11 protein-coding genes are annotated in these 13,724 nt (G+C 60.3%); 4 read left to right on the top strand and 7 right to left on the bottom strand.

Translation table 11 applies throughout. From position 1 onward, the window contains the following. Positions 1–143: 143 nt before the first annotated feature. From DY201_RS27280 to DY201_RS27260, 5 genes are all read right to left on the bottom strand, one after another. A complete protein-coding gene (locus DY201_RS27280) occupies positions 144–776 on the bottom strand; it encodes a ribbon-helix-helix domain-containing protein (RefSeq protein ID WP_115734467.1) in 633 nt (210 codons plus the stop codon). Continuing rightward, positions 766–2,055: an HlyD family type I secretion periplasmic adaptor subunit gene (locus DY201_RS27275; RefSeq protein ID WP_115734466.1), complete on the bottom strand. Its 1,290-nt coding sequence runs from the start codon at positions 2,053–2,055 to the stop codon at positions 766–768. The genes DY201_RS27280 and DY201_RS27275 overlap by 11 nt, the downstream gene beginning before the upstream one ends. A gap of 57 nt (positions 2,056–2,112) precedes the next feature. Beyond that, positions 2,113–4,248 carry a type I secretion system permease/ATPase gene (locus tag DY201_RS27270; protein WP_115734465.1) on the bottom strand — a complete coding sequence of 712 codons (2,136 nt, stop codon included), beginning with the start codon at positions 4,246–4,248 and terminating at the stop codon, positions 2,113–2,115. A 30-nt stretch (positions 4,249–4,278) separates the two neighbouring features. Further along, positions 4,279–5,724 (bottom strand): TolC family outer membrane protein, encoded by a 1,446-nt coding sequence (locus DY201_RS27265; protein WP_115734464.1) that lies wholly within the window; start codon positions 5,722–5,724, stop codon positions 4,279–4,281. A gap of 327 nt (positions 5,725–6,051) precedes the next feature. Beyond that, complete coding sequence (locus DY201_RS27260; RefSeq protein ID WP_115734463.1) at positions 6,052–6,978, bottom strand: transglutaminase-like cysteine peptidase; 927 nt, start codon at positions 6,976–6,978, stop codon at positions 6,052–6,054. A 234-nt stretch (positions 6,979–7,212) separates the two neighbouring features. Between DY201_RS27260 and DY201_RS27255 the strand changes: the two genes are divergently transcribed. From DY201_RS27255 to DY201_RS27235, 4 genes are all read left to right on the top strand, one after another. Continuing rightward, positions 7,213–7,923 (top strand): thermonuclease family protein, encoded by a 711-nt coding sequence (locus tag DY201_RS27255; RefSeq protein WP_131922474.1) that lies wholly within the window; start codon positions 7,213–7,215, stop codon positions 7,921–7,923. A gap of 154 nt (positions 7,924–8,077) precedes the next feature. After that, the gene (locus DY201_RS27250; protein ID WP_165916106.1) at positions 8,078–8,857 is read left to right on the top strand and encodes a GGDEF domain-containing protein; all 780 of its coding nucleotides are present in this window, start codon (positions 8,078–8,080) and stop codon (positions 8,855–8,857) included. Between the two features lie 128 nt (positions 8,858–8,985). Beyond that, a complete protein-coding gene (locus DY201_RS27245; protein ID WP_115734460.1) occupies positions 8,986–10,209 on the top strand; it encodes a TadE/TadG family type IV pilus assembly protein in 1,224 nt (407 codons plus the stop codon). Between the two features lie 126 nt (positions 10,210–10,335). Next, positions 10,336–11,418: a hypothetical protein gene (locus DY201_RS27235; RefSeq protein WP_165916100.1), complete on the top strand. Its 1,083-nt coding sequence runs from the start codon at positions 10,336–10,338 to the stop codon at positions 11,416–11,418. A 222-nt stretch (positions 11,419–11,640) separates the two neighbouring features. On the opposite strand, the gene trpA is transcribed toward DY201_RS27235, so the two are convergent. Then, positions 11,641–12,471: a tryptophan synthase subunit alpha gene (trpA, locus tag DY201_RS27230; protein ID WP_115734457.1), complete on the bottom strand. Its 831-nt coding sequence runs from the start codon at positions 12,469–12,471 to the stop codon at positions 11,641–11,643. A gap of 2 nt (positions 12,472–12,473) precedes the next feature. Further along, a complete protein-coding gene (gene trpB, locus DY201_RS27225; protein WP_115734456.1) occupies positions 12,474–13,724 on the bottom strand; it encodes a tryptophan synthase subunit beta in 1,251 nt (416 codons plus the stop codon).

Genomic DNA, 13,724 nt, shown 5'->3' with positions numbered 1-13,724 from the left:
ATATGCAGGCCAACATGAAAACTTGACGGGTGGTTAATTTAGCGAAGTCAGATACGCCGGAAGGACATTGCCGAACAGATTTTCGCGAAGTGTCGAGAGTATCGAACAAGGTCTCCCGTCAATGTCAGGAATCGTGTTCACAACTATCCGTTGACGACGAAGGAGAGCAGCAGATCCGGCGACTTGACCGGCGCGCGGACGATGTTGAGCTGGCCGCGATAGCGCCGCTCGGCTGTAGCGATGACGAAGCCGCTGGCAATCGGCACGCCGTAGTTGGCGTCGAGCCTTGTGAAGATGTCGGCGACATTCAGGTCGAGGGACAACCTGAGGTCGCGGCGTGCTTCTTCACCAAATCCGACCGGCAAATGCCGTTTGACCAGGTTCTGGAAGGCGGGGTTGAAGGTCAGGATCTTTTTTGTCGACGACAATGCGAATGCCGGTGCCGGGCAGGCACCCAGGATCGCATTGATGGTGCGCAACGAGGCCAGCTTGGCCAGCGCTGCGCTTTGATCGGTCATCCAGCGCAGGCAAGCGACACGAATGGCCGAGGTAAGGTTGCCGGTTTCGTTGTTGGAACGTTCGATCTCGTCGACTATTTCGCCAAGCGTCAGGCGCTTGTCTTCAGCGAGTTGTTTCAGCGTTGCCCAAAAAACGCGCTCGAGCTTGATGCCGCGTCGCGTGCCCTGGCGTACGACAACGCGAAAGTCCGATTTCAGATCGTCGGCGGAATAGATGTGGAGTGCGGGTCCACCAGGCGCCGCTCCACTATCGTTCATGGAGCGCCTCGTCGCGCGCCTTGTTGATGGGTTTCAGCAGGTAGCTCAGGATCGTCTTGCGCCCGGTGATGATCTCCACCGTGCTGATCATGCCGGGAATGATGGAGTAGGACTTGCCGTCCCGTTCCAGCACAGAGCGGTCGGTCGAGACCCGGACCTGATAGTAGGGTTCCCCGGTATTCTGGTCGACGAGGCTGTCGGCGGTGATGTTCTGCACCTTGCCGTCGAGACCGCCGAAGATCGAAAAATCATAGGCCGAGACCTTGATCAGTGCCTTTTGGTCCGGGCGGATGAAGGCGACGTCGCGCGGCGAGACGCGTGCCTCGACGAGCAACGTCTCGGACGTCGGCACGATGCCGGCCACGACAGCGCCGGGCTGGACGAAGGCGCCCAGCGTGTTGACGTCTAGCGTGTTGACAATGCCGTCCACAGGCGAGCGGATGTCGGTGCGGGCAACCCTGTCTGTGGCGCCACGAATCGTCTCTTCCACGACCGAGAGTTCGGCCAGCGCCTGGGTCAGTTCATCAAGTGCCTCCTGCTGCAATTGCAGGCCGAACTCGTCGACCTGAAGCTTCGCTTCGACGATTGCAGCACCTGTCCGTTTGATCGTCTCATCGGCGAGATTGAGCTGGCCTCGCATCTCCGTCTGTTCGCGGTCGACACGGATCTGTTCTGTCTTTGCCATCAGGTTGCGCTTGACCATGGAGGTGACGAGCTCGGCCTCCCTGTCACTGACACCAAGACTGTCCGTCAAGCGCTGGACATTGACCTTGGCCTCATTGAGTTCCTTTTCGCGCTGGTCCAGCCGCGACTTCAGCACGTTGAGCTTGGTCTCGAAGTTCTGCCGGCGCGCCACGAGCAATTTCTGTTCGTTTTCGCAGATCTCGGGAGCGACCTCCACGAGGCTCTCAGGGCAAGCAAGAGGCTCGCCGATCCGGCCTTCCTGCTCCTGCTTGAGCCGGGCAATGCGGGCGCTGAGCGTTCGCGCCTTGGCTTGCTGCTCGCCGAGGCTGGAGGTGCTGACAGTGTTGTCGAGCCGGACGATCAGGTCGTTCTTCTTGACCACCTGGCCAATCTTGACAGCGATTTCCTGGACCACGCCGGCCTCGCTTGCCTGCACGATCTGGGTCTTGGATGCAGGAATGACCTTGCCTTCGCCACGCGCGATCTCGTCGATCTCGGCGAATGACGCCCACACCACAAACGCCACAAACAGGGCTGCGATGATCAGCACTGAAGCTGATGCAAACAGTGGCGGCCTGTCTTCCCTGGATATCATTAGAACTCCATTATATTGAACAAGGTCAATATAATCACTCCTCACGCCGACGAAATCTCAACCGCTGGGCTTCTGCAGCGCCTGGATGACTTTTTCTTTGGGCCCGTCCGCAACCACACGCCCTTGTTCGACCACGATCAGGCGGTCGACGATTTCAAGCATACTGTAGCGGTGGGTCGATATGATCAGTGTGGTCTTGTCGTCGAAGGCGACCTTGAGCTGCTTGATGAGCTGGCGCTCGGACGCCAGGTCCATCGAGCCCGACGGCTCGTCAAGGAAGACGATCTTCGGCTTGGTCAGCAGGAGCCGCGCGATCGCCACAGCTTGTCTCTGCCCGCCGGAAAGATTGGTGCCGCGCTCGCCGACATTCATGTCGTAGCCGCGCGGATGGCGCGAAACGAATTCGTCGACACCGGCAGCCTTGGCAGCGAGGATGATTTCCTCGTCTGTCGCCTCCGGGCGCGCCATCAGGAGGTTTTCCTTGATCGTGCCTGAAAACAGGTCGCCGGCCTGGGCGACGATGCCGACGGCGGCGCGAACTTCCGAGGGGTGGTATTGGCGCACATCGATGCCGTCGAGCAGCAACTCGCCGGTCGTTGGCAAATAGAGTCGCCCGACCAGCCGGCCGAATGTCGTCTTGCCGGACCCGATACGGCCGATGATGCCGATGCGCTCGCCCGGATTGATCGACAGGTTGACCCCTGTCAGTACCTCCGCCTCGGTGCCGGGATAGACGAAGCCGACATTGCGAAGCGTCAGCGCGCCGACCCGGATCGGGCGGTTGACGAAGCCTACTGTGTCGGGCCGGTCCTCGGGCTGCTGCATGATGGAATTCAACACCCGCAGCGACAGCATTGCCTGACGGAAGCGGGAGATCGTCATCGCCAATTGGCCGAGCGGCGCAACCGCGCGGCCCGAGAGCATGACCGCAGCGATGATGGCGCCGGTGGAAATCGATCCGCTGTCAAATGCGTAGGCACCTGCCACCACCAGCGCAACAGTCACCAATTGCTGCACGAATTGGGTCATGTTGGCTGCGGCGGCGGAAAGCTGCTTGATCTTTTCTGACGTATTGGCCGCATTCTTGGAATGTTCGCGCCACTTCCGTAGCAGGTAGGCTTCGGCGCGCAGCGACTTGATCGTCTCGACCGTCGATATCGACTCGACCAGCAGCGCCTGACGTTGCGAGGACTCGTTCATGGAAGCGGCAACCCGCTTGCCAATGCGCTGCTGGGCAACAAGCCCGATGACGACCGCAGCTACGAAGGCGATGATCGGAACAATTACCAGCCAGCCCGATATGGCGTAGATCACCAGCAGGAAGATGAAGACGAAGGCGGTATCGATGAAGGTGCTGACGGTGTTGGAGGTGAAGAACTCCCGGACGAACTCGTATTGGGTGACACGATTGGCATATTCACCGGTGGATGCGGGGCGTGCGCTGAGAGAGGTGTTCAGCACCTTCTCGAACAGCATGTAGGAGATGCGCAGGTCGGCCTTGCGCCCGGCATGGTCAATAAGGGCCGCGCGCGCCGTCTTGAGCAACAGATCAAACAGGATTGCGGTCGACACACCGATTGCCAGCACCCAAAGCGATGAGATCGCCTTGTTGGGCAGGATGCGGTCATAGACGTTCATGGTGAAGATGGGGGAAGCGATGGCCAGAAGGTTGATGAAAATCGCCGCCAGCGCCACCCTCGAATAGGACCGCCAGAACATGCCCAGAGTCCCGAACAGCCAATGTGGGCGTTCGATCTTGGCCGCATTGCCGACATTCATGCCTTCGGCGGTATTGGCGTAGGTGATGGAGAAGCCGACGCCGCCTGATATCGGAATGGATGTCAGTTCGGCACGCGATATCGACGTGCGGCCGTCTTCCTGCGGTCCGGTCAGGAATTCTGCGCCGTCGCCTTGTTCGACCAGTATCGCGATCGGCAGGCGATTGGGGCGAAAGATGATGGCCGGCAGGTCGAAGCGGCCGCGCATGAAGTCGCGATGCGCGAACTCGGTCGTCTCGAGGCCGATTCGCTCGGCAAGGTGCCTGATTTCCTGGACCTCGATCCGCGTTTCTGAAATGGGAACGCCGGAGAACAGAACGGTTTCGGCACTCGGCCGCCCTAAATAAGCGGCGACTGCCGAAAAGCATGATTTGAATGCTTCTGCCGGGGTCTGGATGTGCGCCTGCTGGTTCATGACGGACGGGTGCTGCCGTCGGCAGACGCCCTACTTCTTTCTGACCGGGGCCAGGAGATCGAAAGGCATGTCGTTCGCCTGCTGTGATGGTGTCCGCGCATAGGTCTCGGTGTCGGCGGTCGCCGGTACGTTGAACTCGGTTCGGGCATAGGCCTCGGCCTGCTTTGCCGGTGCAAGGTTCATCGTCTTCAACAACTGTCCGGTTGCCGCCAGCAGACGATATTCTGCGAAAAGCGACGCGAATGCAGCAGTGTTGGAGAGCGTGGCGGTGTTGAAGCGCGTGTTCTGAGCGTCGAGCACGTCGAGCAGCGAGCGCTGGCCGACCTTGAACTGCTCACGATAAGAGGTGACCAGCCTGTCGTTGGCGATGGACTGCTGGCGCAGCGTCTTGGCCAGATCTGCCTGGCGGAAGCGGCGGTCCCATGAAATCCGCACAGCCTCCTCGATCTCGCGCTGCACCTGGTGCAGGGCGAGCCGCTGTTCGCTGACGCGCCGGATCTGCTCCTGCTCGTTGGCCTTGTCTATGCCGCCCCGATAGAGGTTCCAGCGCAGCACCAGCCGAGCCTGCAGGTCGTTGGTCTCGTCCTCGGCGCCGTCAATGTCATTGCCGATCCGGGCACGACCTTCGGCAACAACTTCGGGGCCGTATTTGGCGCGGGCCGCATCGACGAGCGAAGCCGCCGCGTCGATATCGCTGCTGGCCATATGGACGCGTGGATTGTTGCGGCGCGCAAGGCCGAGCGCATCGTCGAGCGATCGGGGCAGGGCCTTGGCGACGGAGCCTGGCTTGGACGGGTCGGTCAGCGGTTTGCCGACGGTCTTGAAGAACCGGATCTTTGCCGCTTCAAGCTCTTCCGAGGCTTCCTGCACGCGAGCCTTGGCGGCGTAGAGGCGCTCCTCGGCCTGCTGGCGGTCGGCGTCGGTGAGTGCGCCACCCTGGATGCCTTCGCGAATGTCGCCGAGGATCGACTGGTGGAAACCGAGGTTGCGCTTGGCGTCGCCGACGATCTGAGCCTGCAGCAGGTACTCGAGGTAATCCTGGACGACCGACAGGCCGATGAACTCGGAGCGTTCGAGAACGCGGAAGGAGGCGCCGTCGACGCGGGATGCCTGGCGGGTAAGTTCGGCGCGCCGCGCGCCATTGTCGAAGAGCTTCTGAGTGACGACCACGCCTGCTTCCGACGGGTACAACTCGTCATCTTCAATGCCGCTCAGGCGCCGCGACGGGTTGTCGAGGCGGCGCACGCCAGTCGATGCTTCGAGGTCGACGCTTGGGAGATAGAGGCCTTTTGCCTGCCTGAGCTCGAATTCGATTGCTTCGCGGTTTTCGATGGCCTGGCCGATTTCCGGATTGGATTCGACGGCGACGGCCATTGCTTCCTTGAGCGTCAACGCGTTTGCACCCGTGCCCGACAGCATGGTCGCGGCAAGCATTATGGTGAGCCGCGCCGCAAGTTGCCCAAAACGCTTCGGCATAAAGTATCTCCCACTCCCATCCCGACGCAGAGCGTTCGAGACCCCAATCGTACCCAACTGAATGCAATTATCCAGAAGAGAACTGAAATCGACAGTGTTTTGGTTACTTTGGCATCGATTCAATCGTATTTGAGCCTTTTGCGGCAGCTGTGATGCAAAAATGCTACATTTCCTGCGCCTAAAATACATTTGTCGGGTTAACGCTGCGGTTGTGTTCTCCTCGCGCGGCCAAGCAATATATGCTCGCATTCAGCTGGGATTGCGGTGGCGGCCTGATGCCGAATCGCAGTCAGGCCGTGGAGTCTGTCTTTTTCTGCTTGGACCAGATTATTGCTGTAAAGGGCCCTCACCGGGCGCTATCGCAGCAAAATTGTTGCCGGCGGAGGCGATTTGCCCCGATCCCGGACGCGCACCGTGAATCCATGCACGGTCGGTGCTGAACGAGTAGAGAGGGACATAGCTTTTAAGTGCCTCGTCGCGCAGGACCTGGTTGCTCAGATTGTCGAGGATGAAGGTTCCACTCTGGGTGGCAACCGACAGCACCGCATGGAAGACACCCCGACTCGCGTCCTGGAGAACCACCAGCGACATGCTTTGTGCCGGAACACCGGCCTTGATCAGCGCCGACATCTTGAGAATGGCAAAATCTTCACAGTCGCCGGCACCGCGCGACAGTATTTCGGCCGGCTTCGCCCAGTAATCGAGATTGCCATAGACGCCTTGGTCCTTGCGATAGGCGATCATCGTGTTGACGGCACGGTTCACGACGGCGAGCTTGTCGAGGAATTTTCTGTCGCGGCTGTTCGCTGCCAGTCCGAAAAGTGCTTCGCCATTCTTGCCGCATGAGGTTTCGGTGCAGCCGCCGATGTCACGATAGACCTTGGCCCATCGGCCTGCCACCGGGAAGTTGCGCATCGGAATTGCGACGGAACCGAAAACACCCGGGATGATGGCCGCTGTCTTCATCGGGTCGATGCCTGCCGGCGTGTCCACTTGACCAACTGCGGTCCGCGCAACGAGCCCGTAGCCGTCGAAGTCCGGTCCAAACTGGAAGGGCTTGGCGGCAACGACTGCCGGAGGCTCCGCCATCATCAACCCACCAAGAAGCTGCGGCATGCGCGGCTCAATCGAGGCGGTTGCTTCAGTGGCGCGACCCTGACTTGCCGTGGCGCCTTGCACAGCCACGGCAAGGAATGCCGCGGCTGCAAAGCTCTTGGTCAGGTATATTGCAATATTGGCTGTCGTTGCTTTCATCTCGCCCACCTATTTTGATGAACGATAGCAACTGCGTATCAAATTATCGGAAAGGAACTAGGGTAATTCTCTAATAATATTAAAGCAATATTTTAGATCAAATTTTATGGAAGTTTTTCACTTGCGGCATAGGTGACTGGCGCTCTGCCGCGATCCATGGCCTTCTTGTTCGAACAAGGAGCCAGGCAATTTGGTCGAAACGGCGCTCATCTGGCGCGGGGTAGGATGCGACGCATGAAGGCGGTGCGTCCCGCGATAATAAAGATCGCAGCCGCGGCAGCCATCGGCGCCGTCGCGTCCGTGGTCGCGTCGGTGCCAAGTCTGCCACGGCAGCCTGTTTTCCGCGACGCGGCGCCGGCTGAAGCGGAACTCCATCCGGCTCGGGTCCTCGAAAGTGGATCGGGACAGACGGTTGGCCAGACGGAGCCTGCCACCTCGCGCATGATCGCGCCTGACATTGTTACGCCGCCCGAGGTCCCGGGGCTTGGGCTGGAACGGATCGAGGCGCGGCCGCCGATCGGGGAACTCGGGCTTGCCGCGCCTCCGAAGCAGGTCAAGCCCGACGATTGGGAGGGCACCGTGTTGTACCGTCCGGTCGTGACCTCATCTGCTTCGTTCGAGGCGATGGGTTATACCATCTTCGTCGCCGGCACCGAGCCGGTCCGACCAGATCAGTCCTGCGACTTCGCAGGGGTGGCATGGCGCTGCGGTGAGCGTGCCAGGCTCGCCTTCCGTTACTGGTTGCGAGGCCGCGCGCCGCTGTGCCAGGTATTTCCGCCGGCAGAGAGGCAGCCGATAGCGGCGGCATGCAGGCTTGGCAAACAGGATGTCGGAGCCTGGCTGGTTGCCAATGGTTGGGCCTATGCGCGCCCAGGCGGCGGCTACGAGAAGGCCGAGGCCGTGGCGCGCAAGGCAAAAATGGGCGTGTTCGGGCCACCAGATTGAGCCTGCCAGGCCATTCAAACCAGCGGTCGGGGCTGTTATTATGCCGATACGACACGACTTTCGACCGGTTGCGTCAAACTGTTCGAAATCGCACAAGGAATGTTTCATTCTCCACAGGTAGATCGATTCGACCATGGGAGCGGAGGGATCTGGCGTGGACACTTCTGGTACGGGGAATTCAACTGGCAGTTCTGCGGAGCTGGTACGCTATGCCGGTCTTGGCACGGCCGCTTGCGTCGTCGTTGCAGCGGGAGCGGCGGCAGTCCTGTTCCAGGGCCAGGCCGACGGTTCATTCTGGCGCGGTGTCATCGGTGCCGGTGTCGTTGCGGGTGTGATCGCCGCACCACTACTTACGATCATCGCCAATGAACGGCGCAAGTTCGGTGCGCTGAAATCCGAGGTCAGCCGCCTGTCATCCGTCGATGCTTTGACCTCATGCCTGAACGGCAGCGTGTTCGCCAGCCTGATCGACGCCTTTCGCAACTCGCCCTCCAGTCGGCAAGGCGCCTTGCTGGTTGTCGACATCGACGACTTCAGGGCGATCAATGCCAGGTTCGGCCATGCCTGGGGCGACGAAGTGCTCAAGATCGTTGCCGGCGCAATCAAGTCTTCCGTGCGTGGCGGTGATCTCGTCGGCCGTATCGGGGGCGAGGAATTCGGCGTCTTCCTGCCCGGTGCCAGCAAGGAAAATGCCGAACGCGTTGCCGAGCGCATTCGTGGCTCGATCTCCGATACCGTGCTCGAGCCGGGTGGCCGCAACTGCCCGCTGACGGTCAGCGTTGGAGCAGTCCTGTTCGACGATCAGTTCGAGTTCGATGAGATGTTCCGCAAGGCCGATGGCCGTCTCACCGAAGCAAAGGCGCGTGGCCGCAACCGTGTCGAATTTACCGATATGTCAGAGGACAGCGACGACAAGCCCACTCTCAATGCGTGAAGTAGGTACTACAAGCTAGCGCATCTATTCTCTTATGCAAATCGTCGGCATTTTACCGATTCCGGCAATAAATCCTGAAATGTCAGTATGCCCTAATATACCCGCAACCTTTCTGGCGGGGGTCAGGCATGCGGAATTTCTTCCGGTCGGAACATGGCAATTTCGCGGTCATCACTGCCCTTGCCATGGTGCCGATCATGACCGGCGTAGCCGGCGTGGTCGACTTCGTCAGTATCAACAACAAGGCCGGCAAGCTGCAAAATTCCCTAGACATATCGGCACTGGCAATCGGGACGAAATACTATTCCGGCATGTCTGGTGACGAACTGACAAGCCTTGGACGTGACTTCTTCGATTCAAATCTCGCCCGGGCCCGCGACGAGGCCAGCGAACTTATCTACAACCATCAGCTTACGGAGTTCGATGCGTCTGCGACAACCTCGGGTGATATCAGCCATATCGAGGTTATCTCGACGATCGAGCAGAAGGGCATGATCGGAAATATCGACTGGCGAACCACCAGACGCGCCGTGGTCGAAGTAGCGCCGGGACAGCCAGCGTGTGTACTGGCTCTTGATCCGACTGCATCAGCCGCGGTGAAGCTTCAGGGCTCGACCCAGGTTGTGCTTGATGGCTGCGTCATAGCCTCGAACTTTAGCGCTAACGATTCAGTGTCCAGAGGCGGATCAGCGCAGGTGGCAGCCGAGTGCGTGACCACTGTCGGTGGTACCGAAGGGCTTACCGGCTACAACACCGACCTTGAATGCGGCATTCCGCGAGTGAACCAATACGCTTCGCTTGATCCGCTGATGAGCGTTGTTCCGCCATCGTATACCGCTTGCAAGTCAGTACCTGGGGGCAAAACCAAGACACTTTCCCCCGGCACGTTCTTCAACAAGACAATCTCAGGCGACGTAACCCTCGATCCTGGAGTCTACATCCTGCGCGGCGGCCAGATAAAGCTCGGTGGTAATGGCTCGCTCACTGGCAGCGGGGTAACAATTTTTCTCATGGAGGGCGCGGAGTTCACCTCAAACGCCAACGAGGTTATCAATCTCTCGCCGCCATCCGAAGGGCCCTACGCTGGCATCACGATCTACCAGGAGCGGACCAACACCGATGCCGTGGTGATCAACGGTGGATCTGGTTCGAATGTGACCGGCTTCATCTATGCGCCGAGCGCGCATGTCTTTTATGCCGCCAATTCCGACATGTCAGGTTCAGGTCAGTGTATTCGTGTTGTCGGCAATACCGTCGAGATGACCGGCAATTCGTCGGTCGCGTCGAACTGCGAGGCCGAGCTTGGTGGCAAGAAGATGTATGCCGGCCGCAGTATAACGCTAGTGCGTTGATGGTGTGGGGCCTCGGTCTCAAGACATTTCACGCTGCAACACGAGTTGGCTGGCGCGTATATCACGGGACTCTAATGTGGCGGCGGGCTTGGTTCGAATTCTGTACCGAGAGAGGGAGAAAAACCGATGGTTCATAACAACAAGCTTCTTGTCAGCGCGGTCTCCGCGCTTGCCATTAGCGCAATGCCGATCAAGCTCGACCCAGTCGGCGGTTTTGCCAAGATATCCGCCTTTGCCAAGAGCGAAAATGGCGGTGGCAACGGTGGCGGGGGCAATGGTGGCGGCGGCGATAGGGGCAATGGTGGCGGCGGCGATAGGGGCAATGGTGGTGGTAAGAGCAGCAACTCGTCCAACGGTAAGTCTGCATCGGCCGCCGGCAAGACCAAATCAGGCGGAGGAGTACAGACAGCATCGGTTGGCGGGTTGATGAAGTCGATCTTCGGTGGCGGCCAGACAAAGAAGTCGGCGGTTGCGGGCACCAAGCGCACCGCGCCGAAGAGTGCCAAGGCCAAGCAGAATCCAAGCGCTCTCAAGCTAGAGGTTCTGCCTGCTTCCGTGGAGGTTCCCGGCGCAAAGCCAGCCAAGGAAAAGAACCTTAACGCACGTCTGGCGGGTCTGAACTCGCTCAAGCGCAATTACCACGCCTATCTGAATTCGCAGTCGCCGAAAATGGCCCTGATTAGGGATTATGTTCTGAATTCAGCCAAGGCCGAACTGGCAGTCGAAGCGGCAGCAGCCGCAGCTGAAAAGGCAGCCCAACTGCAAATTGCTTTGGACGCGGCTGCGGCCGCCATTGTGCCTTTCGATGGCAGCACGCCGATCGCAGATCCGACGGCAGATGCACTTCAGGCACGCTTGAATGAACTTAATGCGCTGGAGCCCCCAGTTGACCCGACCGAACTGGCCGCATTCGAGGCAGAAAAGGAAACGCTCTCTGATGCGCTTGCGGCCGCGGATGAATTGGCCAAGGCAGAAGAAGAACTCGCAGATGCACAGATGACGGCCGATATCGCGGCCGAAGGCACTGGCGAGGACGACCTTAAAGCGGCACTGCTCGCGGCTGCCAACCCCAATCGCATCGCTGAGTATGGCGACGACTATCTGAACGACGAGGTCATGGATTGGGCTAAGGATGTTCTTGGCGTTGGCGACGCCTATGGTAAGATTGACGAGGTCAAGACGGCTCTACCGACAGAGACAGCGGAGTAACTTCCGTGCCTGAACAGGAGGTTATGACGGAGCTAGCTCCGACACCTCTTCTGGTGCCGGTAGACTGACCGCAGGCAACGGTTGATTGCTGGCCGGGGTGATTTTCCAACCGCCGCCCCGTCATTGCGGCGGCGGTCTGGTTCTGCCTGCTGTGGATCCTGCGACTTCGGCCCTGAGGTGGCCGGCGAGACGGATCTGATCGTTGCCTTCAATTTGCCCGGCTCAGAAAATCTGGGGAACTGGAGGTACCAAACGCACGGCCTTGCCGAGATCGCTCACGAATGCCCCGACTGTTGCGGAGGCTGATCCCATCGCAACTCCTCGCGCGATGGTCTGCACGATTTCACTGCCGACGACGACACCGTCGGCGATGGCTCCAAACCTTTGCACGTCATCTGGGGACTTGATGCCGAAGCCGACACAGACGGGCAATGCGGAAAAGGCACGGATGCGCCTGACGAGTTGACGTACCTTTTCCGGATCGGGTGTGGCGAGGCCGGTAGTACCATGGGTCGAGACGCAATAGACGAAGCCGCTCGCCTGACCCAGCTGGTGCTTAAGCCGGTCATCGCTCGCATTCGACGATACGAGGCGGATGAAGTTGATGCCGGCCTTGAGTGCGGGGATGCAGAGCTCGGCGTCCATCTCCGGCGGCAGGTCGACGACGATCAGGCCATCGATGCCGGAGGCGACTGCCTCTTCCAGGAAGCGGTCGACGCCATAGATGTAGATCGGGTTGTAATAGCCCATCATGACGATCGGCGTGTCGTTGTCGTCCTTGCGGAATTCGCGCGCCATCTCAAGTGTCCTGGCCAGCGTCTGACCGGCCTTCAGCGCGCGCAGGCCGGCCGCCTGGATCGCCGGGCCGTCGGCCATCGGATCGGAAAACGGCATGCCGAGCTCGATGATGTCGCTGCCGGCCTTGGGCAACGCCTTCATGATCGACAGCGAGGTCTCGTAGTCGGGGTCGCCGCCCATGAAGTAGGTCACCAGTGCCGGGCGTCCCTCGGCCTTCAGCTTCGCCATGCGGCGATCGATGCGGGTGGTCGTCATGATCAGATCTCCATGCCCAGCATCTTGGCCACCGTATGCACGTCCTTGTCGCCGCGGCCCGACAGGTTGACGATCATCACCTTGTCCTTGCCCATCGTTGGCGCAACCTTGACCGCATGCGCAATGGCATGGGCGGATTCGAGTGCCGAGATGATGCCTTCGACCTTGGTGGTCAGCTGGAACGCATCGAGCGCCTCGTCGTCGAGGATCGGCACATAGTCGACCCGGCCGCTGTCGCGCAGCCACGAATGCTCGGGGCCGACGCCGGGATAGTCGAGACCGGCCGAGATCGAGTGACCGTCGAGGATCTGGCCATCGTCGTTCTGCAAGAGGTAGGTGCGGTTGCCATGCAGCACGCCGGGCCTGCCGGCGCTCATCGAGGCGCAATGCTCGATGCCGTCGAGGCCGCGTCCGCCGGCTTCGATGCCGACGATCTTGACGCTGCGGTCGTCGAGGAACGGATGGAACAGGCCGATCGCGTTCGAGCCGCCGCCGACGGCGGCGACGATCATGTCGGGCAGGCGGCCTTCCTGTTCCAGGATCTGGGCGCGGGCCTCGGTGCCGATCACCGACTGGAAGTCACGGACCAACTCCGGATAGGGGTGCGGGCCAGCGGCGGTGCCGATCAGGTAATAGGTGTCGTGCACGTTGGTGACCCAGTCGCGCAGCGCCTCGTTCATCGCATCCTTCAACGTGCCGTGACCGGCACTGACCGGACGCACTTCGGCACCCAAAAGCTTCATGCGGAAGACGTTGGGCTTCTGCCGCTCGACATCGGTGGCGCCCATATAGACGAAGCAGGGGAAGCCGAAGCGGGCGGCAACGGTTGCCGACGCCACGCCATGCTGGCCGGCACCGGTCTCGGCGATGATGCGGGTCTTGCCCATGCGCTTGGCAAGCAGGATCTGGCCGAGGCAGTTGTTGATCTTGTGCGAGCCGGTGTGGTTGAGGTCCTCGCGCTTGAAATAGATCTTGGCGCCGCCGCCGAGGCCCTTCGCTGCGGAAACGTCACGAAGATGGCGGGTCAGGCCTTCGGCGTAATAGAGCTTGGACGGCCGGCCGGCATAATGGGTCGACAGGTCACTCAACTCGGCCTTGAAGGACGGATCGTTCTTGGCCTCGTCCCAGTGGCGCTGCAGTTCGAGGATCAGCGGCATCAGCGTCTCGGCGACGAAGCGGCCGCCGAAAATGCCGAACATCCCCTGCTCGTCGGGACCGGTACGGAAGGAATTGGGCTCTGCCGGCTGGTTCAT

Origin of the sequence: Aminobacter aminovorans (assembly GCF_900445235.1) — a bacterium.
GTDB classification, from domain to species: Bacteria; Pseudomonadota; Alphaproteobacteria; order Rhizobiales; family Rhizobiaceae; genus Aminobacter; species Aminobacter aminovorans.
This window is presented reverse-complemented; position numbering and strand designations above follow the sequence as displayed.